This is a genomic window from Bradyrhizobium sp. USDA 4503 (genome assembly GCF_054055815.1).
Genome location: NZ_JBSRXS010000001.1, coordinates 1,558,125 through 1,578,502, shown reverse-complemented (window position 1 = coordinate 1,578,502; position 20,378 = coordinate 1,558,125). Strand labels below are relative to the sequence as shown.

At 65.3% G+C, this 20,378-nt stretch carries 21 protein-coding genes; 16 read left to right on the top strand and 5 right to left on the bottom strand.

Annotated elements, in window-relative coordinates; all coding sequences use genetic code 11:
- Nucleotides 1-142: 142 nt before the first annotated feature.
- Both ACVMIH_RS07585 and ACVMIH_RS07580 read right to left on the bottom strand, forming a co-directional pair.
- Complete coding sequence (locus tag ACVMIH_RS07585) at nt 143-1,522, bottom strand: sensor histidine kinase (RefSeq protein WP_456861128.1); 1,380 nt, start codon at nt 1,520-1,522, stop codon at nt 143-145.
- Nucleotides 1,519-2,193, bottom strand: coding sequence for a response regulator (locus tag ACVMIH_RS07580; RefSeq protein WP_141342680.1), 675 nt, complete (start codon nt 2,191-2,193; stop codon nt 1,519-1,521). Before ACVMIH_RS07580 ends, ACVMIH_RS07585 begins: the two co-directional genes overlap by 4 nt.
- A 168-nt stretch (nt 2,194-2,361) precedes the next feature.
- Here ACVMIH_RS07580 and ACVMIH_RS07575 point away from each other — a divergent pair, with 168 nt between their 5' ends.
- Nucleotides 2,362-2,688 carry an NIPSNAP family protein gene (locus ACVMIH_RS07575; protein ID WP_076825453.1) on the top strand — a complete coding sequence of 109 codons (327 nt, stop codon included), beginning with the start codon at nt 2,362-2,364 and terminating at the stop codon, nt 2,686-2,688.
- Nucleotides 2,689-2,870: 182 nt separating this feature from the next.
- On the opposite strand, the gene ACVMIH_RS07570 is transcribed toward ACVMIH_RS07575, so the two are convergent.
- A complete protein-coding gene (locus ACVMIH_RS07570; protein WP_229191332.1) occupies nt 2,871-3,206 on the bottom strand; it encodes a PAAR domain-containing protein in 336 nt (111 codons plus the stop codon).
- 165 nt (nt 3,207-3,371) lie between these two features.
- On the opposite strand from ACVMIH_RS07570, the gene kdsA reads away from it, so the two are divergent.
- From kdsA to glsA, 3 genes are all read left to right on the top strand, one after another.
- A complete protein-coding gene (gene kdsA, locus ACVMIH_RS07565) occupies nt 3,372-4,229 on the top strand; it encodes a 3-deoxy-8-phosphooctulonate synthase (RefSeq protein ID WP_076825457.1) in 858 nt (285 codons plus the stop codon).
- Nucleotides 4,230-4,244: 15 nt separating this feature from the next.
- A complete protein-coding gene (locus tag ACVMIH_RS07560) occupies nt 4,245-5,438 on the top strand; it encodes an MFS transporter (RefSeq protein WP_310884652.1) in 1,194 nt (397 codons plus the stop codon).
- A gap of 165 nt (nt 5,439-5,603) precedes the next feature.
- Nucleotides 5,604-7,454 carry a glutaminase A gene (gene glsA / locus ACVMIH_RS07555; protein WP_057016594.1) on the top strand — a complete coding sequence of 617 codons (1,851 nt, stop codon included), beginning with the start codon at nt 5,604-5,606 and terminating at the stop codon, nt 7,452-7,454.
- A gap of 9 nt (nt 7,455-7,463) precedes the next feature.
- Here glsA and queF read toward each other — a convergent pair whose 3' ends face one another.
- Nucleotides 7,464-7,925 carry a preQ(1) synthase gene (gene queF / locus ACVMIH_RS07550; protein ID WP_141342685.1) on the bottom strand — a complete coding sequence of 154 codons (462 nt, stop codon included), beginning with the start codon at nt 7,923-7,925 and terminating at the stop codon, nt 7,464-7,466.
- 62 nt (nt 7,926-7,987) lie between these two features.
- Entirely contained in the window at nt 7,988-8,971 is a 984-nt protein-coding gene (locus ACVMIH_RS07545) for a Vgb family protein (RefSeq protein WP_456861126.1), read from the bottom strand.
- 174 nt (nt 8,972-9,145) lie between these two features.
- Here ACVMIH_RS07545 and eno point away from each other — a divergent pair, with 174 nt between their 5' ends.
- The 12 genes from eno (at nt 9,146) to ACVMIH_RS07485 (ending at nt 20,350) form a co-directional block, all read left to right on the top strand.
- On the top strand, nt 9,146-10,429 hold the full coding sequence (gene eno, locus ACVMIH_RS07540) for a phosphopyruvate hydratase (protein ID WP_076825508.1): 1,284 nt from the start codon (nt 9,146-9,148) through the stop codon (nt 10,427-10,429).
- A 47-nt stretch (nt 10,430-10,476) separates the two neighbouring features.
- Nucleotides 10,477-11,613, top strand: coding sequence for a zinc-binding dehydrogenase (locus tag ACVMIH_RS07535; protein ID WP_456861124.1), 1,137 nt, complete (start codon nt 10,477-10,479; stop codon nt 11,611-11,613).
- Nucleotides 11,614-11,783: 170 nt separating this feature from the next.
- Entirely contained in the window at nt 11,784-12,335 is a 552-nt protein-coding gene (locus ACVMIH_RS07530) for an NADPH-dependent FMN reductase (RefSeq protein ID WP_168858571.1), read from the top strand.
- A gap of 139 nt (nt 12,336-12,474) precedes the next feature.
- On the top strand, nt 12,475-12,789 hold the full coding sequence (locus tag ACVMIH_RS07525) for an FtsB family cell division protein (RefSeq protein WP_028339710.1): 315 nt from the start codon (nt 12,475-12,477) through the stop codon (nt 12,787-12,789).
- Between the two features lie 159 nt (nt 12,790-12,948).
- Entirely contained in the window at nt 12,949-13,968 is a 1,020-nt protein-coding gene (gene pdhA, locus ACVMIH_RS07520; RefSeq protein ID WP_092083877.1) for a pyruvate dehydrogenase (acetyl-transferring) E1 component subunit alpha, read from the top strand.
- Between the two features lie 45 nt (nt 13,969-14,013).
- Nucleotides 14,014-15,408: a pyruvate dehydrogenase complex E1 component subunit beta gene (locus ACVMIH_RS07515; RefSeq protein ID WP_456861122.1), complete on the top strand. Its 1,395-nt coding sequence runs from the start codon at nt 14,014-14,016 to the stop codon at nt 15,406-15,408.
- 5 nt (nt 15,409-15,413) lie between these two features.
- Entirely contained in the window at nt 15,414-15,719 is a 306-nt protein-coding gene (locus tag ACVMIH_RS07510; protein ID WP_018271806.1) for a DUF5076 domain-containing protein, read from the top strand.
- Between the two features lie 2 nt (nt 15,720-15,721).
- Nucleotides 15,722-17,092, top strand: coding sequence for a pyruvate dehydrogenase complex dihydrolipoamide acetyltransferase (locus ACVMIH_RS07505; RefSeq protein ID WP_456780473.1), 1,371 nt, complete (start codon nt 15,722-15,724; stop codon nt 17,090-17,092).
- A 12-nt stretch (nt 17,093-17,104) separates the two neighbouring features.
- The gene (locus tag ACVMIH_RS07500) at nt 17,105-17,281 is read left to right on the top strand and encodes a hypothetical protein (RefSeq protein ID WP_168858567.1); all 177 of its coding nucleotides are present in this window, start codon (nt 17,105-17,107) and stop codon (nt 17,279-17,281) included.
- Complete coding sequence (locus ACVMIH_RS07495) at nt 17,282-17,524, top strand: hypothetical protein (RefSeq protein WP_456861120.1); 243 nt, start codon at nt 17,282-17,284, stop codon at nt 17,522-17,524. It abuts the gene before it with no gap.
- 17 nt (nt 17,525-17,541) lie between these two features.
- Nucleotides 17,542-18,963 (top strand): dihydrolipoyl dehydrogenase, encoded by a 1,422-nt coding sequence (gene lpdA / locus ACVMIH_RS07490; protein ID WP_253608516.1) that lies wholly within the window; start codon nt 17,542-17,544, stop codon nt 18,961-18,963.
- Nucleotides 18,964-19,108: 145 nt separating this feature from the next.
- The gene (locus tag ACVMIH_RS07485) at nt 19,109-20,350 is read left to right on the top strand and encodes a threonine synthase (protein ID WP_456861118.1); all 1,242 of its coding nucleotides are present in this window, start codon (nt 19,109-19,111) and stop codon (nt 20,348-20,350) included.
- Nucleotides 20,351-20,378 lie beyond the last annotated feature (28 nt).

The following is a 20,378-nucleotide window of genomic DNA, read 5'->3' as shown; positions in this document are numbered from 1 at the left end:
GCGACAACATTGCGCGAGAGCCCCGTTCCGATTGAATCGGAACGGGGCTCTCGACCCTAGTTTTGTCGCGTTTTCTTCACACGAACCGGTGCCCATCCCGCATCGAGTGCGGGACAGGCTTCGCTCGAAAACGCTTTGGCAGTCACGACGCGAACGGCGCCGGCGGTAATGTGAGGCGGAAGCACGCGCCGCCCTTCGGGCCGTCGAGCACGGAGACGTGACCGCCGTGCAGCCTTGCGATCTCGCGCACCATGTTGAGGCCGAGGCCGGCGCCGCGGTCGAGCGGCGCGAGCCGATAGAACGGATCGAATATCCGGGTGCGCTGGTCCTGGGGAATGCCGTCGCCTTCATCCGATACGTCGATGGTCGCGGCGCTGCCGACATGGATGGTGATGGTGCCGCGGCGGCCGCCATGCTGGATGGCGTTCTGCACCAGATTGGTGAGCGCGCGCTCCAGCGCGGCGCGATCGCCCAAGATCTCGACGCGATCGGTTGCGGTATCGAGCGACAGCTCGTAGCCGGCCGCGATCGCGAGCGGCGCGAGGTCGGCCGCGACATTGCGGGCGACCGCGACGAGATCAACGCGGACGAACGGATTGCGGCACTGGTCGAAGCGCTGTATGTCGAGCAGTTGCTCGGCCAATGTCGCAAGCCGCGCCGAATCCTCGAGCAGGCGGGTTTTCTCCGGGCCTGGCGGCAGCGACTCCAGCCGCGTGTTGAGGATCGCGATCGGCGTGCGCAATTCATGCGCCGCGTCGGCGACGAAGCGCTGGTGTCGGGAATAGCCGTCGTCGAGCCGCTTCAGCGCATCGTTGATGGCGGTCACCAGCGGCGCCACCTCGAGCGGCAGATGGTCCGCCGACAGCCGGCTGCCGCGCTGGCGGAAATCGATCCGGCGCGCTTCGTCGGCGGTGGTATCGAGACCGGCGAAGGCGCGCTTCACCACCATCGGCGTCGCGATGAAGGTGGCGCCTGCCATCAGGAAAAGGCCGGGCAGGGCAATGGCGAGAAATGCCAGCGTCGTGGCGAGCGCGGTCTTGACGCTCGACATTGGCCCTTGCGTCGCTGTGAGCACCTGCACGGGGCCGGCGTCGGAATTGACGCGCTTCAGCCGCGCCGGCGGCTTGCGCGGATCATCCTCGAACATCTGCCAGCCGAGCCGCGCCTGGCTGATCTGGTCGAGCGCGTCGCCGATCCTGGCGAATTCCGGCGGCACCGCGCCTTCCGTCAGCGAACGGCCTTGCCGGTCGCGCACCAGGAACCAGAGGTCCGGCGTGTCGTCACGAAGCTTTTGCAGTTCGGCCGTCGGGCGCAAAATCAACTCGCCCTTGCCGTCGCGTGCGACCGCGCCCTGCACGATGGAAATCACATGATCCTCATCGCGCGGAACGATCAGGAAGCCGGTGGCACACAACGCGCTGATCAGGCAAACGATCAGCATGGCAAGCAGCAGCGCCTGGAGCGTCACCAGCCGCCAGCTCAGTTGCGAGCGCAGGCAATAGTGCTCGGCCTGTTCGCTCATGACGTTTGCTTCAAGAGATAGCCGACGCCGCGGATGCTGTGGATCTCGACGCCGGCGTTGGCGTCGGCAAGCTTGCGCCTGAGACGCGAGACGTGCGCATCGAGCGCGTTGGACTGGATCTCGTCCTCGAAATTGTAGACGGCTTCCTCCAGCGTCGCGCGCAGCACGGTGCGGCCCATGCGGCGCAGCAGCGTCTCCAGCACCAGCAGCTCGCGCCGCGGCAGCTCGAGCGGACGGCCGTCGACACTGGCCTCGCGATGGCCGCAATCGAACGCCACGCGGCCGGCCCTGATGATCTCGAGCTGCAGGCCGGCGGGGCGGCGCAGCACGGCGCGCAGCCGCGCCATCAGCTCCTCGACCGCGAACGGCTTGGCCAGATAGTCGTCGGCGCCGCTGTCGAGGCCAGTGATGCGGTCGGTGAGATCGCCGCGCGCGGTCAGCACGATGATCGGCACGCCGTCGGCCTTGGCGCGCAGCTTCGGGATCAGCGTGAGGCCGTCGCCGTCCGGAAGCTGGCGGTCGAGCAGGACCGCGCCATGCACGTCGGCACAGATCGCTTCCTCGGCCTCGGCAAGGTTCGGCACGTGGTCGACCACCATGTCGTAGCCCTTCAGCGCCTGCGACAGCGCCGCCGCCATTTCGGCCTCATCCTCAACCAGCAGTATCCGCATGTCCTTGTGGTCCAACTCCTGAAGGCAGGTTTTAGGGCAAGTAACATTGCAACAACATTGCGGAAATGGCCGCCCGTCGCGAGCAGGGGTGCCATGTTGTCACCCCCTCAAGACAGTCCGGAAGGCGCTGGCTATAACCGCCCGCACACCAATCTGGGAGGACTGCCAATGATCTACGAGACCCGCGTCTATCGCTGCCTGCCGGGACGGCTGCCGGCGCTGCTCAAGCGTTTCGAGACCATCACGCTGAAGCTCTGGGACAAGCACGGCATCAGGCAGGCCGGCTTCTTCACGACGCTGGTCGGGGAATCCAACCAGGACCTGACCTATCTGCTGGCCTGGGAATCGCTCGCCGAGCGCGAGAAGAAGTGGACCGCGTTCCAGACCGATCCGGAGTGGATCACCGCGCGCGCCAAGACCGAGGAGGACGGCCAGATCGTCCTCAACATCGTCAACCAGCTTCTGGTGCCGACGGCGTTTTCGTCGGTCAAGTGACGCCCGCTGCGGCCATGTTCCCGTCATTGCAAGCGAAGCAATCCATTGGCACCACATATGCGGAGCGATGGATTGCTGCGTCGCTTCAGCGCAAAATTGCTTCGCAATTTTGTCGCGAGCTCCTCGCAATGACGGGGAGGCATCTTTTCTCGGTCCCTTGGGGAGGGAAAGTTGCAGCGACGCTATTGCGGGCAGCCCGAGGTCTGATCGCCCTGGGTCACCATCGGCTTGCCGTTGATGAAGACGCCGTGGCTGCCGGAGGTCGTCTTGCCGCCGCAATGCGTGCGATCGCCCATGACCACCGCCGGCTTGCCGTTGATCAGGACGTTGGGCACGCCCTCGACGAGCGGGCCGCCATTGCTGGTGGTATCGCCGCTACGCGCCGCCGGCTTGCCATTGACGGTGACGCCGGGGGCTCCGCTGGTGACGACCCCGGGCTGGGTGCTGGTCTGGCCATAGGCGAGGCCCGACATCGCCGACAGGGCGGCGACGGCTCCGATCATCAGCGGGATGCGCATGGCTTCCTCATGGGAATCTGTTCCGCGCCAGTTTATAGGCGCTGTTTGGGCGGGATTGTGTTAGCACGGCGCACCCACGGCGTCAGCGCAACCCCCTCATCGTGCGGGATGGCTTGATCCGTCCCGCGCGGGACTGCATGGTCGCCGGCAAAAGGATGCAGCATTTTGACCAATCAGGTTTCCGCGCAAGCCGCCGCGCCGATCGTTGCCGTCGGATCGGCCAAATTCGGCAATGCCTTGCCCATTTCGATCATCGCCGGTCCGTGCCAGCTCGAGAGCCGCGCGCATGCGCTTGAGGTGGCGTCCGCGCTGAAGGAGATCGCGGTCCGGCTCAAGGTCGGTCTGGTGTACAAGACCTCGTTCGACAAGGCGAACCGCACCAGCGCGACCGCGGCGCGCGGCATCGGATTGGCGCAGGCGCTGCCGATCTTCGCCGAGATCCGGTCTTCGCTCGGGCTGCCGGTGCTGACCGACGTGCATGAGGCGACCCAGTGCGCCGACGTGGCGCAGGCGGTCGACGTGCTGCAGATTCCGGCCTTCCTGTGCCGGCAGACCGATCTGTTGCTGGCTGCGGCCGCGACCGGCAAGGTCGTCAATGTCAAGAAGGGCCAGTTCCTGGCACCGTGGGACATGGCCAATGTGGTCAGCAAGATCACCGGCGCCGGCAACGCCAACGTGCTGGTCACCGAGCGCGGTGCATCGTTCGGCTACAACACGCTGGTCTCGGACATGCGCGCGCTGCCGATCTTGTCGCGCACCACCGGTGCGCCTGTCATCTTCGACGCCACCCATTCGGTGCAGCAGCCGGGCGGCAAGGGCACCTCGTCGGGCGGCGAACGTGAATTCGTGCCGGTGCTGGCGCGGGCCGCGGTCGCGGTCGGCGTCGCCGGCGTGTTCATCGAGACTCATCCCGATCCGGATCATGCGCCGTCGGACGGCCCCAACATGGTGCCACTCCGCGACTTCGAGGCCCTCGTCAAGCGGCTGATGCAGTTCGACGCGCTCGCGAAGACGGCGGCCTGACCGGCGGACAACGACATGACCGCAACCAGCGGCATGCCGCCGGCCCTCAACGTGATCACGCTGGCGACCTTCGCGGCGAGCCTGTCGGTGCGTGCGCTTGATCCGGTGCTGCCGCATGTCGCTGATGACTTCAGCGTCAGCATAGCGACCGCCGCGAGCTTCGCCGCGGTGTTCGCCTTCACCTTTGCCGCGGTGCAGCCGGCGATCGGCGCCGCTGCCGATTTGTTCGGCAAGGCGCGGCTGATGACGATCTGCCTCGGACTGCTCGGCGTTGCCAACATCCTCGGCGCGCTCTCGACCTCGTTTCCGATGCTGTTCGTGACCCGCATCCTCGCCGGCATCGGCTCGGGCGGCGTGTTTCCGGTGGCGCTGTCGCTGACCAGCGATCTGGTTGGCCCGGACAAGCGGCAGCTCGCGATCGGGCGAACCCTCGCGGGCTCGATGACCGGCAATCTGCTCGGTGCGACGGCATCCGGCCTGATCGGCGACTTCCTCGGCTGGCGCGGCGTGCTCGCGGTGCTCGGGGGCCTCGTGATCATCGTCGCGCTGGCGGTGGCGGCCGGCTTCCGCGGCGCCGCGCTGAACCGTCCGCCGCGCACCAGCCTGAAGGCGCTTCGCCACGGCTACCGCACCATCTTCACCAATCCGAACGCCCGCATCTGCTACTCGGCGGTCTTCATCGAAGGCTGCTGCGTGCTCGGGCTGTTTCCCTTCATCGCCTCGTTCCTGTTCGAGCTCGGCGAGACCTCGCTGTCGATCGCCGGCATCGTGATCGCGGGATTTGCGATCGGCGGATTGCTCTACACGCTGACGGTATCGCGCCTGCTGCCGTGGATCGGGGTGAGGGGGATGATGATCGTTGGCGCGACACTGGTTGCGATTCAACTGGTCGGGGTCGCCTTCGGGCCGCACTGGAAGCTGCAGATGGCGGGCCTCCTGGTGATGGGCCTCGGCTTCTACATGATCCACGGCTGCCTGCAGGTGTTCGCCAGCGAGCTGTCGGTCGAGGCGCGCGCCACCGCGCTGTCGCTGCACTCGTTCTTCTTTTTCATGGGCCAGACCGTCGGCCCGATCGCCTATGGCTTCGGCCTGCAACACGTCGGCAAGACCGCGACGTTGGTGTCAGCTGCCGCCGTGATGGTCGTGCTCGGCTTTATCTGCGCGCGGTTTCTGCGGCAGACCAGGCCCGCCGATGCGCAGACAACCTAGGCGTCCACGGGCCCACCGGCGGTGGCAGACACAACATGCAGGGAAGCGGGGTGCAGCGTCAGGATGACGCATTCGCAGCAGCGTTCGGACGACCGCGCATGGCATGAGGATTGCTTATTTCTCGCCATTTGAGGTGAGAGCGTGGACGTCCAGACTGGCTGGCCTATTCGAGGGAATGCGGACGTCAGGACAACGGGATATGGCACCGAGCCTCCACTTCAGCGTTTTCTGGCCTCCTGCCACCAAGAATTCAAATCGGACAATTCCGGCGCGCTCGCCGACTACATTCCGGAGCTGAAACGGGCCAACCCGGCGCATTTCGGCATCAGCCTCGTCACCATCGATGGCCATGTCTACGAAGTCGGCGACAGCGCCGCTCCTTTCACCATCCAGTCCGTTTCGAAGGCGTTCGTGTTTGCGCTGGCCCTCGATCTCGTCGGCGAAGCGCGCGTCGCGTCGGCGATCGGCGTCGAGCCGAGCGGTGAGGCATTCAACTCGATCCGGCTGACCAACGACAACAAGCCGTTCAATCCGATGGTCAACGCCGGCGCGATTGCCTGCTCCGGGCTGATCCACGAGGTCGATGGCCGCGCCGCATTCGAGCGCATCCGGGACAAGCTCGGCCAGTTTGCCGGCCGCGAACTCGACGTCGACGACGCGGTCCATGCGTCGGAGACGGCGACCGGCAACCGCAATCGCGCGATCGCCTGGCTGCTGCGCAACTACCTCGTGCTACAGGACGGCGTCGATGCCGTGCTCGATATCTATTTCCGGCAATGCGCAATTCTCGTCACCGCGCGCGACCTCGCGGTGATGGCCGCAACGCTCGCCAATCGCGGCGTCAATCCGGTCACCGGCGTCCAGGTGGTGACGCCGCATGTCGTCGCGCGCACGCTGTCGGTGATGACGAGCTCGGGCATGTACGACTATGCCGGCGAGTGGATCTATCGCGTCGGAATGCCCGCCAAGAGTGGGGTCGGCGGCGGCATCGTCGCAGCGCTCCCGTCGCAATTGGGGCTCGGCACCTTTTCGCCGCTGCTCGATGGGCACTTCAACAGCGTGAGAGGCCTGAAGGTTTGCGAGGCGCTGTCGGCGCGATTTGATCTGCATATGCTCAACCGCAGCGGCGACGTCCGCACCTGCATCATCGCCGACTACGACATCTTCGGCATCACCTCCCGCCGCAGCCGCCAGCCGCACGAACAGCAGATCCTCGATGACCGCCACAGCGACACCCGCGTCATCGAGCTGGTGGGGGCGCTCAACTTCGCGTCGATCGACTACGTCACTCGCCGGCTATCCAGCGAGCCGCCCGGCGCGCCGCTGCTGATCCTAGATTTCCACCGCGTGCCCGACATCACGGCAGCCGGCGCCCAGCTGCTGGCTGAGAAAATCGCCACGCTCGGAAATTCCGGTGTCACCACGATCATCTCCGGTGTCGAGACGACGTCGCCGGTCTGGGCCACGATCCGCGCGCAGATCGAAGAGCCGAAGCGGTTGCGGCATTTTCCGCTGCTCGACGACGCCGTTGAATGGGCCGAGGATCAACTGATCTACCGCTATGGCGGCTTCACCGAGACCAAGGAGACCGCCCATCTCGGCGAGCAGGCGCTGTTGGCCGATCTCGCGCCCGAGGAGATCGCTGCGCTCGCCGAACTCTCGACGCCGCGCCGCTACGACGCCGGCCAGCGCATCGTCGTGGCCGGCGAGCCGGCCAATTCGTTGTTCTTCCTGCAAAGCGGGATGGTGAGCGTGAAGCTGCCGAGCGGCGTGCGGCTTGCCTCGCTCGGGCCGGGCATGGAGTTCGGCGAGATGGCGATCATCGAGAGCCACCGCAGCGCCGACGTCTGGGCGGACACCCCGGTCAAATGCCTCGAGCTACCGATCGACAGCTTTGCCGACTATCGTCAGCTCCACCCGCAGATTTCGATGAAGATCATGCGCAATCTTTCCGCACTGCTGGCGCGCCGCCTGATCCTCGCCAATGCCAAGGTCGATCTGCTGAGCGCCTATTGAGACGCCGGATCACCCGCGCCCGCGATAGGGCGCGACGCCCTGATCGGGAACCCAGACGCCCTTCGGCAGCCGGCCGGTCTGGAAGAACACGTCGATCGGGATGCCGCCGCGCGGATACCAGTAACCGCCGATCCGCAGCCATTTCGGCTTGATTTCCCCGACGATACGCTTCCCGATCATGACGGTGCAATCCTCGTGGAAGGCGCCGTGATTGCGGAAGCTTGCCGCATAGAGTTTCAGCGACTTAGATTCCAGGAGCCACCGGCCCGGCACAAAGTCGAGCACCAGATGGGCGAAGTCCGGCTGGCCGGTGATCGGGCAGACCGAGGTGAATTCCGGGATAGCGAAGCGCACCAGATAATCCGTGCCGGCCTGCGGATTGGGGACGCGGTCGAGCACCGCCTTGTCCGGGCTATCGGGCCAAGCGACGGCACGGCCGAGTTGCAGGGTTTTCTTCGCCATGGGCCTCATCCTTGTGGGAGCGGCCGAAATGAACGGAAGCGGGCGGTTCGTCAACCGTCCGCGTGCGGGCGCTACGCGGGCGCCGCCGTCTGGATCAGGACCAAGCGGTCTTGGCCGGATTCACAGCCCCAGACCTCGCCGGGCCGGCCATCGAGTTGCCGGACATTCGCGCCGGCGCGGTCGCTCGGAAAGGCGTTGAAGGTCGCGCCCACCGGATCGAAGCGCATGATCGCGTTGGCCGAGAAATCGGTGAGCCAGACCTTGTCCTTATCGTCGACATAGACGGCATAGGTCCGTGGATTGCTGCCGGGCAGCTTCCAGGCCCTCCACGTCCCGTCGGCGGGATCGTGCACCGACACGTTGCCGCTGTTCCATTCGCTGACCCAGATCCGCCCCCGCGAATCCGACCACACCCGTCGCGCGCCCTGTTTCGGCGTCGGCGGCTGGACCACGCTGGCGTTGCCGGTCGCAGGGTCAATCCGTGCGATATAGCTGCCGGCAAGCGAGGCGTACCAGATGTCGCCGTTTGGGGTCACGGTGATGCCGTAGGGGCCGACGCCGCGCGGTGCCTCGAACACCTTCATCTCACCGGATTTCGGATCGAGCCGGCCGTAGAAGCCGGACTGGCCGGTGAACCAGTAGACGCCGCGCTTGTCGAACACGCCGGTATTGAGATTGGCGTCAGCGGCTTTCTCAGGCAGGCGGAACAGCGTCACCTTGTGGTCGCCGGGGTCGACGCGGGCGATCGCATTCTGCCCGCCCTCGGTTACCCATGGCGCGCCGTCGGGGCCGATCGTGACGCCGTGCGGGGCCGCACCTTTGCCGAGGCTGACCAGCTTGAACGCACTGTCGCGCGGATTGAGCCGGCCCAGCGCACCGCTGCGCTGGCCCGTGAACCAGACGGTGCCATCGGGCGCCGGCGTGACATCGTGCAGGCCGGTCCCGGCGTCGACGTTGAAATATTTCACCCGGAACGGCGTCTGGGCATCCTGCGCCTGCGCTCTCGTGGTCAAAATCGCGGCAGTGGTGGAGGCGAGAAACTGGCGACGGTTCATTGCGTTATCCCGGCTTCGTGAAACAATGGGCCAGCACGCGAAGGTAATCCCCGACAGCATAAACCCACCACATTGCACCGTCAGACGGGCCGGGCGGGCGGGCCGTTCACATTTGCTTGCGCGCCGTGTATGACGCGGCGCATCAGCCAACCCCATATCGAGAAAGAGCACGTCATGACTGACATCGTCGACATCATCGGCCGCGAAATCCTTGATAGCCGCGGCAACCCCACGGTCGAGGTCGATGTGGTGCTGGAGGATGGGTCAATCGGTCGTGCGGCCGTGCCGTCGGGCGCCTCCACCGGCGCGCATGAGGCGGTGGAACTGCGCGACGGCAACAAGGCGCGCTATCTCGGCAAGGGTGTCGAGAAGGCGGTCGCCGCCATCAACGGTGAGATCTTCGAGGCGCTCAGCGACCAGGCGGTCGAGGAGCAGGTCGCGATCGACCAGATCATGATCGAGCTCGACGGCACGCCGAACAAGAGCCGGCTCGGGGCCAACGCCATCCTCGGCGTCTCGCTGGCCTGCGCCAAGGCCGCCGCCGAATCCTTCGACATGCCGCTGTATCGTTATGTCGGCGGCACCTCGGCGCGGACGCTGCCGGTGCCGATGATGAACATCATCAATGGCGGCGTGCATGCCGACAACCCGATCGACTTCCAGGAGTTCATGATCCTGCCGGTCGGCGCCACGTCGTTCGCCGAGGCGCTACGTTGCGGTTCGGAAATTTTCCATACGCTGCGCGGCGAACTGAAGAAGGCCGGCCACAACACCAATGTCGGCGACGAGGGCGGCTTCGCGCCGAACCTGCCGTCGGCCGACGCCGCGCTCGAGTTCGTGATGAATGCGATCGGCAAGGCCGGCTACAAGGCGGGCGACGACGTCGTGCTCGGCCTCGACTGCGCCTCGACCGAATTCTTCAAGGAAGGCTCCTACGTCTATGGCGGCGAGAACAAGACCCGCTCGCGCTCCGAGCAGGTGAAGTATCTCGCCGATCTCGTCAGCCGCTATCCGATCGTCACCATCGAGGACGGTATGTCGGAGGACGACATGGACGGCTGGAAGGAACTGACGGATGCGATCGGCAAGAAGTGCCAGCTGGTCGGCGACGATCTGTTCGTCACCAACGTCACCCGGCTTGCCGACGGCATCAAGAACGGCCGCGCCAATTCGATCCTGGTCAAGGTCAACCAGATCGGCACGCTGACCGAGACGCTTGCGGCGATCGAGATGGCCTACAAGGCCGGCTACACCGCCGTGATGTCGCACCGCTCCGGCGAGACCGAGGATTCCACGATCGCCGATCTTGCGGTCGCCACCAATTGCGGGCAGATCAAGACCGGCTCGCTGGCGCGCTCCGACCGTACCGCCAAGTACAATCAGCTGCTGCGCATCGAGCAGCAGCTCGGCACCCAAGCGAAATACGCGGGCAGGGCGGCCTTGAAGGCGCTGGCGTAGCGCCCCAGCTTGAACGGGATCCAACAAAACGCAAAAGGGAGGTCGGGATGAGCGACGGCAAGAGCGGTCTGCAGCTGCGTTCGCTGCTCAAGAAGAATGGCGAGCTCGAGATATCGCTGGTCAATGTCCCGACCCCCGAGCCCGGCCCCGACGAGGTCGTGGTCCGGGTCGAGGCGACCCCGATCAATCCGTCCGATCTCGGTCTGTTGATCGGCCCGGCCGACATGTCGGCCGCCAAGGTCTCCGGCAGCAAGGAATTGCCTGTGGTGACTGCGCGCGTGCCGGAAGCGGCATTGCCGGGCCTCGCCGCACGGCTCGATGAGTCCATGCCGGTCGGCAATGAAGGTGCCGGCGTCGTGATCAGGACCGGTTCATCGGATGCGGCGAAAGCGGTGATGGGCCGCACGGTCGCGATGATCGGTGGCGCGATGTATGCGCAATACCGCACGCTGCGCGTCAACGAATGCCTGCCGCTGCCCGACGGCACCACGCCGGCGGAAGGCGCGTCCTGCTTCGTCAATCCGCTGACCGCGCTCGGCATGACCGAGACGATGCGGCGCGAGGGGCACAAGGCGCTGGTGCACACCGCGGCAGCGTCCAATCTCGGCCAGATGCTCAACAAGATCTGTCTCAAGGACGGCATCGGCCTCGTCAACATCGTGCGCAACAAGGAGCAGGCCGACATCCTGCACAAGATCGGCGCCAAACATGTCGTCGATTCCTCCGCGCCCGATTTCATGGACAAGCTCACCGGCGCGCTGGTCGAAACCGGCGCCACCATCGCCTTCGATGCGATCGGCGGCGGCAAGCTCGCGGGCCAGATCCTGGTCGCGATGGAGACCGCGATCAACAAGACCGCCAAGGCCTACAGCCGCTACGGCTCGAATGTGCACAAGCAGGTCTATGTCTATGGCAGCCTCGACACCCGCTCGATCGAATTGCCGCGCGGCTTCGGCATGGCCTGGGGCGTCGGCGGCTGGCTGCTGTTCCCATTCCTGATGAAGATCGGTCCGGAGGCCGGCAACAAGCTGCGCCAGCGCGTGGTGGCCGAACTGAAGACGACTTTCGCCAGTCACTACACCAAGGTGGTCTCGTTGCAGGAGACCCTGCAACTCGACAACATCGCCGTCTACAACAAGCGCGCGACCGGCGAGAAATTCCTGATCAACCCGAACAAGGGCTGAGGATCGAAACGCAGGGGCCGTCCCGATGGGGGCGGCCTTTTTGCTTTGCATAGACCAATTCCGCGAAACGCTGCGTTTCCGGAATTGGACGATCCATGCACTTGCATCTTTCTTGGTGCGCCGGTAGGTGAGGGGCACCAGTTTCACGCGCAATCCGAGGGGAATTTGCTATGGCCTATAACATCGTCACCATCGTCGGCAGCATCCGCAAACAGAGCTTCTCGCTCAAGATCGCCAACGCGCTGGCCAAGCTTGCACCGGCGTCGCTGAAGCTCGATGTGACGACGCTTCAGGAAATTTCCTTCTTCAACCAGGACCTCGAGGCTGCGCCGCCGGCGGACTGGCTTGCCTTCCGCGAGAAGCTGCAGAAGTCGAACGGCGTGCTGTTCGTGACCCCCGAATACAACCGCTCGATCCCGGGCGTGCTGAAGAACGCCATCGACGTCGCCTCGCGGCCCTACGGCAAGAGCTCGTTCATCGGCAAGCCGATCGGCATCGTCGGCAATTCGCCCGGACCGCTCGGCGGCGTCAGCGCGGTGAAGCACCTGCAGAACATCCTGCCCGGCATTTCCGGCCCGATCCTCGGTCAGCCGGAAGCTTATCTCAACGGCGTCGGCGATGCCTTCGACGACAACGGCGAACTGACCAAGGAGTCGCTCAAGGGCGTGCTACAGCAGTATCTCGACGCCTTCGCGGCCTTTATCGAAAAGCAGAACCGCTGAGCAAGAGGCCCGTTCCGATTGAATCGGAAGGGGCTCTGAACATGTTTTGACGCGTTTTCCTCACGCGAACCGGTATCCACTTCGCTCGAAAACGCTCTGGTTCAGCGTTCGTTAACCCCATGGCCGCATGCTCGCGGCCATGGTTTCCCGCACACGCCTCAAATCGATTCTGACCGGGCTCGCCCTCTATACGCTGGCGGCGCTGATGGTCGGCTATTTCGGCGTCAACGCCTACACCGGCAAATACGGCTTGAACGCGCGGCAGGAGCTCGATCAGGAGATCATCGCGCTGACCTCCGAGCTGGCGCGGCTGAAGAAGGAGCGGGCCGAGGGCGAGCAGCGGGTGTCGCTGCTGCGGTCGGACCGGGTCGATCCCGACATGCTGGACGAGCGTGCGCGCTTCCAGCTCGACTACGCCAACCCGCGTGATCTCGTTCGGATCAACAAGAACTGACGCGTTCTCAAATTTCAAAATCACTCGCGCGCTATCACAAAAATGTCGCGCTGCGCTGCAGTGCGGCATAGCAAAATTCCATCGGGCGAACGCAATCCTTCCAAGGCGATTTGAGTTGGGTTAGAGAGGGTTCTCCGACTTCTCTCACCCGGAATTGCCATGGCCGCACCCAAGAAAAGCGTCGCAAAAGAATCAGGGCAGGAGAAGGCCGGCTCTCCCCCCGAATTCACCAAGGAGCAGGAGCTCAAGGCACTGCGGGACATGCTCCTGATCCGGCGCTTCGAGGAGAAGGCCGGTCAACTCTACGGCATGGGTGCGATCGGCGGTTTCTGCCATCTCTATATCGGCCAGGAAGCGGTCGTGGTCGGCATGCAGATGGCGCTGAAGCCGGGCGACGAGGTCATAACCGGCTACCGGGACCACGGCCACATGCTGGCCTGCGACATGGAAGCCAAGGGCGTGATGGCCGAATTGACCGGACGCCGCGGCGGCTATTCCCGCGGCAAGGGCGGCTCCATGCACATGTTCAGCAAGGAGAAGCATTTCTACGGTGGTCACGGGATCGTGGGCGCGCAGGTCTCGCTCGGCACCGGCCTTGCGTTCGCCAACCGCTATCGCGGCAACGATAACGTCAGCGTGACCTATTTCGGCGACGGCGCGGCCAACCAGGGCCAGGTCTACGAGAGCTTCAACATGGCGGAGCTGTGGAAGCTGCCGGTGATCTACGTGATCGAAAACAATCGCTATGCGATGGGCACCTCGGTGTCGCGCGCATCGGCCCAGCAGGATTTCTCCAAGCGCGGCGCCTCCTTCAACATTCCGGGCAGGCAGGTCGACGGCATGGACGTGCGCGCCGTCAAGGCCGCCGCCGATGAGGCCGTGGCCTGGTGCCGCGGCGGCAACGGTCCGATGATTCTGGAGATGCAGACCTACCGCTACCGCGGCCACTCGATGTCCGATCCGGCGAAGTACCGCACGCGCGAGGAGGTCGAGAAGGTGCGTCACGACCAGGACCCGATCGAGCAGGTGCGCAACCGCTTGCTGGCCTCGGGCGCCAGCGAGCAGGACCTGAAGGCGATCGACGCCCAGGTGCGCGAGATCGTCAACGAGGCCGCAGACTTCGCGCAGCACGATCCGGAGCCGGATCCGGCCGAGCTCTACACCGACATCTACCGCTGACCCCACCCGCGCAGACGAATTTCAAGACCGATTTCGGGAGCCGATATGCCCATTCAAGTGCTGATGCCTGCGCTGTCGCCCACCATGGAGAAGGGCAACCTCGCCAAATGGCTGAAAAAGGAAGGCGAGACCATCAAGTCCGGTGACGTCATCGCCGAGATCGAGACCGACAAGGCGACGATGGAGGTCGAGGCAACCGACGAGGGCACGCTCGGCAAGATCCTGATTCCGGAAGGCACCGCGGACGTTGCGGTGAACACGCCGATCGCCACCATTCTCGTCGACGGCGAAAGCGCCGCCGACCTCGCCAAGGCGCCGGCGGCTCCAGCGCCGCAGCCGAAGGCCGCCGAAGCCGCGCCTGCCGAAGCCAAGGCGGAAACGCCGCAGCCCGCGGCGAAGGCACCGGCCGCGCCCGCGCCCGAGCCGCTGCCAGATCCGGAAATCCCCGCGGGGACCGAGATGGTCACGCAGACCATTCGCGAGGCGCTGCGCGATGCGATGGCCGAGGAGATGCGCCGCGACGGCGACGTCTTCATCATGGGCGAGGAGGTCGCGGAATATCAGGGCGCCTACAAGGTGACGCAGGGCCTGTTGCAGGAATTCGGCGCCCGCCGCGTGATCGACACGCCGATCACCGAGCACGGCTTTGCCGGCGTCGGCGTCGGCGCGGCGATGGCGGGCTTGAAGCCGATCGTCGAGTTCATGACCTTCAACTTCGCCATGCAGGCGATCGACCAGATCATCAACTCCGCCGCCAAGACGCTCTATATGTCCGGCGGCCAGATGGGATGCTCGATCGTGTTCCGCGGCCCGAACGGCGCCGCCGCGCGTGTCGCCGCGCAGCACAGCCAGGACTACGCGGCGTGGTACTCGCAGATCCCGGGCCTCAAGGTGATCGCGCCGTATTCGGCCGCCGATTACAAGGGCCTGCTCAAGGCCGCGATCCGCGATCCCAATCCGGTGATCTTCCTCGAGAACGAGGTGCTGTACGGCCACACCGGCGAGGTGCCGAAGCTGGCTGATTTCGTGGTGCCGATCGGCAAGGCGCGGATTGCCCGCGCCGGCAAGGACGTCACCATCGTCTCCTGGGCGATGGGCATGTCCTATGCGCTGAAGGCTGCCGACGAACTCGCCAAGGAAGGTATCGAGGCCGAGGTCGTCGATCTCCGCACCATCCGTCCGATGGACACCGAGACCATCATCAACTCGGTGAAGAAGACCGGCCGCGCGGTGACGGTCGAGGAGGGCTGGCAGCAGAGCGGCGTCGGCTCTGAGGTCGCCGCGCGCATCATGGAGCACGCCTTCGACTATCTCGACGCGCCGGTGGCGCGCGTCTCCGGCAAGGACGTGCCGATGCCCTATGCCGCCAACCTCGAAAAGCTCGCTCTGCCCTCCGTCGCCGAGGTGGTCGCCGCCGCCAAGGCCGTATCCTACCGGTAACGCCGATGGCCGGTCCCAAGGAGCAGCCGCTGCCGCCTGACGTGATGGGCCGCGACGACGCCATCGAGGTGCTGCGCGCCTTCGTCGTCGATGGCGGCCTGTCGATCGCGTTCCAGCGCGCTTTCGAGGAGCCGGACATGTGGGGGCTGATGCTGGTCGACATCGCCCGCCACGCGGCGCGCGCCTATGCGCGCGAGAGTGAATACACCGAGGACGAGGCGCTCGCGCGCATCGTCGAGATGTTCGAAGCCGAAATCGCCCGGCCGACCGACATGGGCCAAACCAAACCGCGGTCGCAACAAGGTCACTGACAATGCCGATCAATATTCTCATGCCCGCGCTGTCGCCGACGATGGAAAAGGGCAACCTCGCCAAGTGGCTCAAGAAAGAGGGCGACAAGGTCAAGTCCGGCGACGTGATCGCGGAGATCGAGACCGACAAGGCGACGATGGAAGTCGAGGCGGTCGATGAAGGCACGATCGCCAAGATCCTGGTGCCGGAGGGCACCCAGGACGTGCCGGTCAACGACGTCATCGCCGTCATGGCCGGCGACGGCGAGGATGTGAAGGCGGCAGCCAGCGCCGGAGCGGGTGCCGCACCGGCCGCTAAACCCGCCGAGGCGCCGAAGCCCGCCGCCCAGGCCGCGCCTGCGGCGGCTCCCGCACCGGCGGCGGCGCCTGCGCCGAAGCCGGCCGCAGCGCCAGCGCCGGCAGCGGCGCCTCAGGCTGCTGCACCGGCCGCGCAGGCTAACGGCCACGCCCGGGTGTTCTCATCGCCCCTGGCGCGCCGGCTGGCAAAGGAAGCCGGCATCGATCTTACCCGCATCACCGGCACCGGCCCGCATGGCCGGGTCATCGCGCGCGACGTCGACGAGGCCAAGTCCGGCAAGGGCCTGAAGGCGCCGGCGGCAGCGCCCGCCGCGGGACCGAGCATCGCGCCGTCAATGTCGGACAAGCAGATCCTCGCGCTGTTCGAGCCGGGCTCCTACGAGGTGGTGCCGCATGACGGCATGCGCCGCACCATCGCGCAGCGTCTCACCGCCTCGGTGCAGAACGTCCCGCACTTCTACCTCACCATCGACTGCGACATCGGCAAGCTGCTCGCCGCGCGCGAGGAGATCAACGCCGCAGCGCCGAAGGACAAGGAGAAGAAGCCGCTCTACAAGATCTCGGTCAACGACTTCGTCATCAAGGCGATGGCGGTCGCGCTGCAGAAGATTCCGAACTGCAACGTCAGCTGGACCGAAGGCGGCATGCTCAAGCACAAGCATTCCGACGTCGGCGTCGCGGTGGCGATGCCGGGCGGCCTGATCACGCCGATCATCCGCAAGGCCGAGACCAAGACACTCTCGACCATCTCCAACGAGATGAAGGATTTCGCCGCCCGCGCCCGCGCCCGCAAGCTGAAGCCGGAGGAATATCAGGGCGGCACCACCGCGGTCTCCAACCTCGGCATGTACGGCATCAACCACTTCACCGCCGTGATCAACCCGCCGCATGCCTCGATCCTCGCGGTTGGCACCTCGGAGGAACGTCCGGTGGTGCGCGGCGGCAAGATCGAGATCGCGCACATGATGAGCGTGACGTTGTCGTGCGATCACCGTGCGATCGACGGCGCGCTCGGCGCCGAGCTGATCGGTGCCTTCAAGCAGCTGATCGAAAACCCTGTGATGATGATGGTGTGACGGGCATCCCCCATGTACGCGATCGTCGGTCCGTACGTCCTGCTCGCCGCTATCGCCGTCGCGTTGCTCGTCGCGGTCAACCGCGACCTGATATCGACGATCCAGTTCAGGATCATGATGATCGGCGCCGCGGTGCTGGCGCTGGCGTGGTCCGTGTTCCTCGGTGCGGTATGGCGGGAGTACGGATGAATGGCCAGCATGGCTCGCACGCGCTGGCCCTGGATCTCGCTGTTGCTGTCGGCCGCACTGGTGCTCAATCCGGCCGGATTGGATTTTCTACACTCCGCGTTCTTCGCCGGCGAGCAGCTGGCGCGGAACATCGCCCAGCCGATCGTGCTGACGGCCCTGGCCATCATGGCCCTGGTGATCGGACTCGAATGGCTGGTCAGGTCATTGATCGCAAGAAGCCGCGCCCGCGGCGTCACACGTTGAGTTGAACGGGAGCCGCCATGGCCGACACATCCTTTGACGTCATCATCATCGGCTCCGGCCCCGGCGGCTACGTGACCGCGATCCGTGCCGCGCAGCTCGGTTTCAAGACCGCGATCGTCGAGAAATCCTATCTCGGCGGCATCTGCCTGAACTGGGGCTGCATTCCGACCAAAGCGCTGCTGCGCTCCGCCGAGATCTATCACTACATGCAGCACGCCAAGGATTACGGGTTGTCGGCCGACAATGTCTCGTTCGATCCGAAGGCGGTGGTGCAGCGCTCGCGCGGCGTCTCGAAGCGCCTCAATGACGGCGTCGGCTTCCTGATGAAGAAGAACAAGGTCACGGTGATCTGGGGCGAGGCCACGATCGATGCCCCCGGCAAGATCACGGTGAAGAAGTCGGCGGTCGAGGCGCCGAAGGGCGCCAGCGGCGAGGGCACCTATCAGGCCAAGCACATCATCGTGGCGACCGGCGCGCGGCCGCGCGTGCTGCCCGGGCTCGAGCCCGACAAGAAGCTGATCTGGACCTATTTCGAGGCGATGGTGCCGGAGCGGATGCCCAAATCGCTGCTGGTGGTCGGCTCCGGCGCGATCGGCATCGAGTTCGCCTCGTTCTTCCACACCATGGGCGCCGACGTCACTGTGGTCGAGGTGCTGCCGCAGATTCTCCCGGTCGAGGATGCGGAAATCGCAGGGCTCGCCCGCAAGCGGTTTGAGAAGATGGGGATCAAGATACTCACCTCGACCAAGGTGACAAAGCTCGAGAAGAAGGCCGACAGCGTGGTTGCGACCATCGACGACGGCAAGGAGAAGCCGCAAGCGGTGGAGTTCGAGCGCGTGATTTCGGCGGTCGGCGTGGTCGGCAATATCGAGAATCTCGGGCTGGAGAAGCTTGGCGTCAAAACCGATCGCGGCTGCATCGTGATCGACGGCCTCGGCAAGACCAACGTTCCCGGCATCTATGCGATCGGCGACGTCGCGGGACCGCCGATGCTCGCGCACAAGGCCGAGCATGAGGGCGTGATCTGCATCGAGGCGATCAAGGGCCTGCATCCGCATCCGATGGACAAGCTGATGATCCCGGGCTGCACCTACTGCAACCCGCAGGTCGCCTCCGTCGGCCTCACCGAGGCCAAGGCCAAGGAAGACGGCCGCGAGATCCGGGTCGGCCGCTTCCCGTTCGTCGGCAACGGCAAGGCGATCGCGCTCGGCGAGGATCAGGGCCTCGTCAAGGTGATCTTCGACAAGAAGACCGGCCAGCTGCTCGGCGCCCACATGATCGGCGCCGAGGTCACCGAGCTGATCCAGGGCTACGTCGTGGCGATGAATCTGGAGACCACGGAAGAGGAACTGATGCACACCGTGTTCCCGCATCCGACCTTGTCGGAAATGATGAAGGAAGCGGTGCTCGACGCCTATGGGCGCGTGCTGAATATTTGAGTGGCCGAATTCAGCTCGTCATGCGCGGGCTTGACCCGCATCCATCAAGCGAAAGCTTTTTTGCAAGATGGATCGCCGGGTCAAGCCCGGCGATGACAAGCGGAAAGAGCCGTTGACGCAAGAAGCCGGAGAAAGAACAGAGCCAGTGAAAGACAACGACAACCTCACCATCGAACGCCCGACTTTCGTCACCCATCTCGAATGCGCGATGGAGGGCGATCATTATCCCGCGGACCAGGTGCACAACCTCTCCAAGGCCGGCAAGCCGCTGCTGGTGCGCTATGACCTCGCCGGGGTGAAGAAGGTGCTCACCAAAGACGCGCTGGCCGAGCGTCCCGCCGATTTGTGGCGCTACCGCGAGCTGCTGCCGGTGCGCAAATGCAAGGATATCGTCAGCCTCGGCGAGGTCACGACGCCGCTGATCCGGCTGCCGCGGCTCGGCGCCAAGCTTGGCGGCGGCGAGATCATTGTGAAAGATGAAGGCCGGCTGCCGACCGGCTCGTTCAAGGCACGCGGCCTGGTGATGGCGGTGTCGATGGGCAAGGCGCTCGGCATCAAGCACATGGCGATGCCGACCAACGGCAATGCCGGCGCGGCGCTGGCGGCCTATGCGACCTCCTGCGGCATCAAGACCACGATCTTCTGCCCGGCCGATACGCCGGAGGTGAATGTCAGCGAGATCGAGCTGCAGGGCGCCACCGTCTATCGCGTCAACGGCTATATCGATGACTGCGGCAAGATCGTCGGCGAGGGCAAGGCGAAGGTCGGCTGGTTCGATACCTCGACCCTGAAGGAGCCGTACCGGATCGAGGGCAAGAAGACGATGGGGCTTGAACTTGCCGAGCAGCTCGGCTGGGACGTGCCCGACGTGATCTTCTACCCGACCGGCGGCGGCACCGGCCTGATCGGCATGTGGAAGGCGTTCGACGAGCTCGAGAAGATCGGCTTCATCGGAAGCAAGCGCCCGCGCATGGTCGCGGTGCAGGCCTCCGGCTGCGCGCCGATGGTGCGGGCCTATGAGGCCGCCACCGAGCACGCCGCGCGCTGGGAGGACGCCCACACCATCGCCTCGGGCATCCGCGTGCCCCAGGCGATCGGCGACTTCCTCATCCTGCGCGCGGTGCGCGAGAGCAAGGGCTTTGCGATCGCCGTCGATGACGACAAGATCAGCGCCGCCCTCAATGAGATCGCGCGCGAGGAGGGGCTGCTGCTGTGCCCCGAGGGCGCCGCGACCTATGCCGCCTACAAGGAGAGCCTCGCCGACGGCCGTGTCAGCAAGACCGACCGCGTGATGCTGTTCAACTGCGCCAGTGGCCTGAAATACCCCCTGCCGCCGATCACCCGCACGCTCGACCGGCACAAGCCGATCGACTTCTCGCAGTTCTGACGCCTCATCCGAAGGGCCATCTTGTCGA

Excerpts from the sequence above, each read along its gene's own strand:
- ACVMIH_RS07505 (WP_456780473.1), top strand. The coding sequence starts at position 15,722 with ATGCCGATCAATATTCTCATGCCCGCGCTGTCGCCGACGATGGAAAAG.
- ACVMIH_RS07580 (WP_141342680.1), bottom strand. The coding sequence starts at position 2,193 with ATGCGGATACTGCTGGTTGAGGATGAGGCCGAAATGGCGGCGGCGCTG.
- ACVMIH_RS07500 (WP_168858567.1), top strand. The coding sequence starts at position 17,105 with ATGTACGCGATCGTCGGTCCGTACGTCCTGCTCGCCGCTATCGCCGTC.
- pdhA (WP_092083877.1), top strand. The coding sequence starts at position 12,949 with ATGGCCGCACCCAAGAAAAGCGTCGCAAAAGAATCAGGGCAGGAGAAG.
- ACVMIH_RS07515 (WP_456861122.1), top strand. The coding sequence starts at position 14,014 with ATGCCCATTCAAGTGCTGATGCCTGCGCTGTCGCCCACCATGGAGAAG.
- ACVMIH_RS07530 (WP_168858571.1), top strand. The coding sequence starts at position 11,784 with ATGGCCTATAACATCGTCACCATCGTCGGCAGCATCCGCAAACAGAGC.
- lpdA (WP_253608516.1), top strand. The coding sequence starts at position 17,542 with ATGGCCGACACATCCTTTGACGTCATCATCATCGGCTCCGGCCCCGGC.
- ACVMIH_RS07525 (WP_028339710.1), top strand. The coding sequence starts at position 12,475 with ATGGTTTCCCGCACACGCCTCAAATCGATTCTGACCGGGCTCGCCCTC.
- ACVMIH_RS07545 (WP_456861126.1), bottom strand. The coding sequence starts at position 8,971 with ATGAACCGTCGCCAGTTTCTCGCCTCCACCACTGCCGCGATTTTGACC.
- ACVMIH_RS07585 (WP_456861128.1), bottom strand. The coding sequence starts at position 1,522 with ATGAGCGAACAGGCCGAGCACTATTGCCTGCGCTCGCAACTGAGCTGG.
- ACVMIH_RS07575 (WP_076825453.1), top strand. The coding sequence starts at position 2,362 with ATGATCTACGAGACCCGCGTCTATCGCTGCCTGCCGGGACGGCTGCCG.
- ACVMIH_RS07535 (WP_456861124.1), top strand. The coding sequence starts at position 10,477 with ATGAGCGACGGCAAGAGCGGTCTGCAGCTGCGTTCGCTGCTCAAGAAG.
- ACVMIH_RS07570 (WP_229191332.1), bottom strand. The coding sequence starts at position 3,206 with ATGCGCATCCCGCTGATGATCGGAGCCGTCGCCGCCCTGTCGGCGATG.
- eno (WP_076825508.1), top strand. The coding sequence starts at position 9,146 with ATGACTGACATCGTCGACATCATCGGCCGCGAAATCCTTGATAGCCGC.
- queF (WP_141342685.1), bottom strand. The coding sequence starts at position 7,925 with ATGAGGCCCATGGCGAAGAAAACCCTGCAACTCGGCCGTGCCGTCGCT.
- ACVMIH_RS07495 (WP_456861120.1), top strand. The coding sequence starts at position 17,282 with ATGGCCAGCATGGCTCGCACGCGCTGGCCCTGGATCTCGCTGTTGCTG.
- ACVMIH_RS07560 (WP_310884652.1), top strand. The coding sequence starts at position 4,245 with ATGACCGCAACCAGCGGCATGCCGCCGGCCCTCAACGTGATCACGCTG.
- ACVMIH_RS07510 (WP_018271806.1), top strand. The coding sequence starts at position 15,414 with ATGGCCGGTCCCAAGGAGCAGCCGCTGCCGCCTGACGTGATGGGCCGC.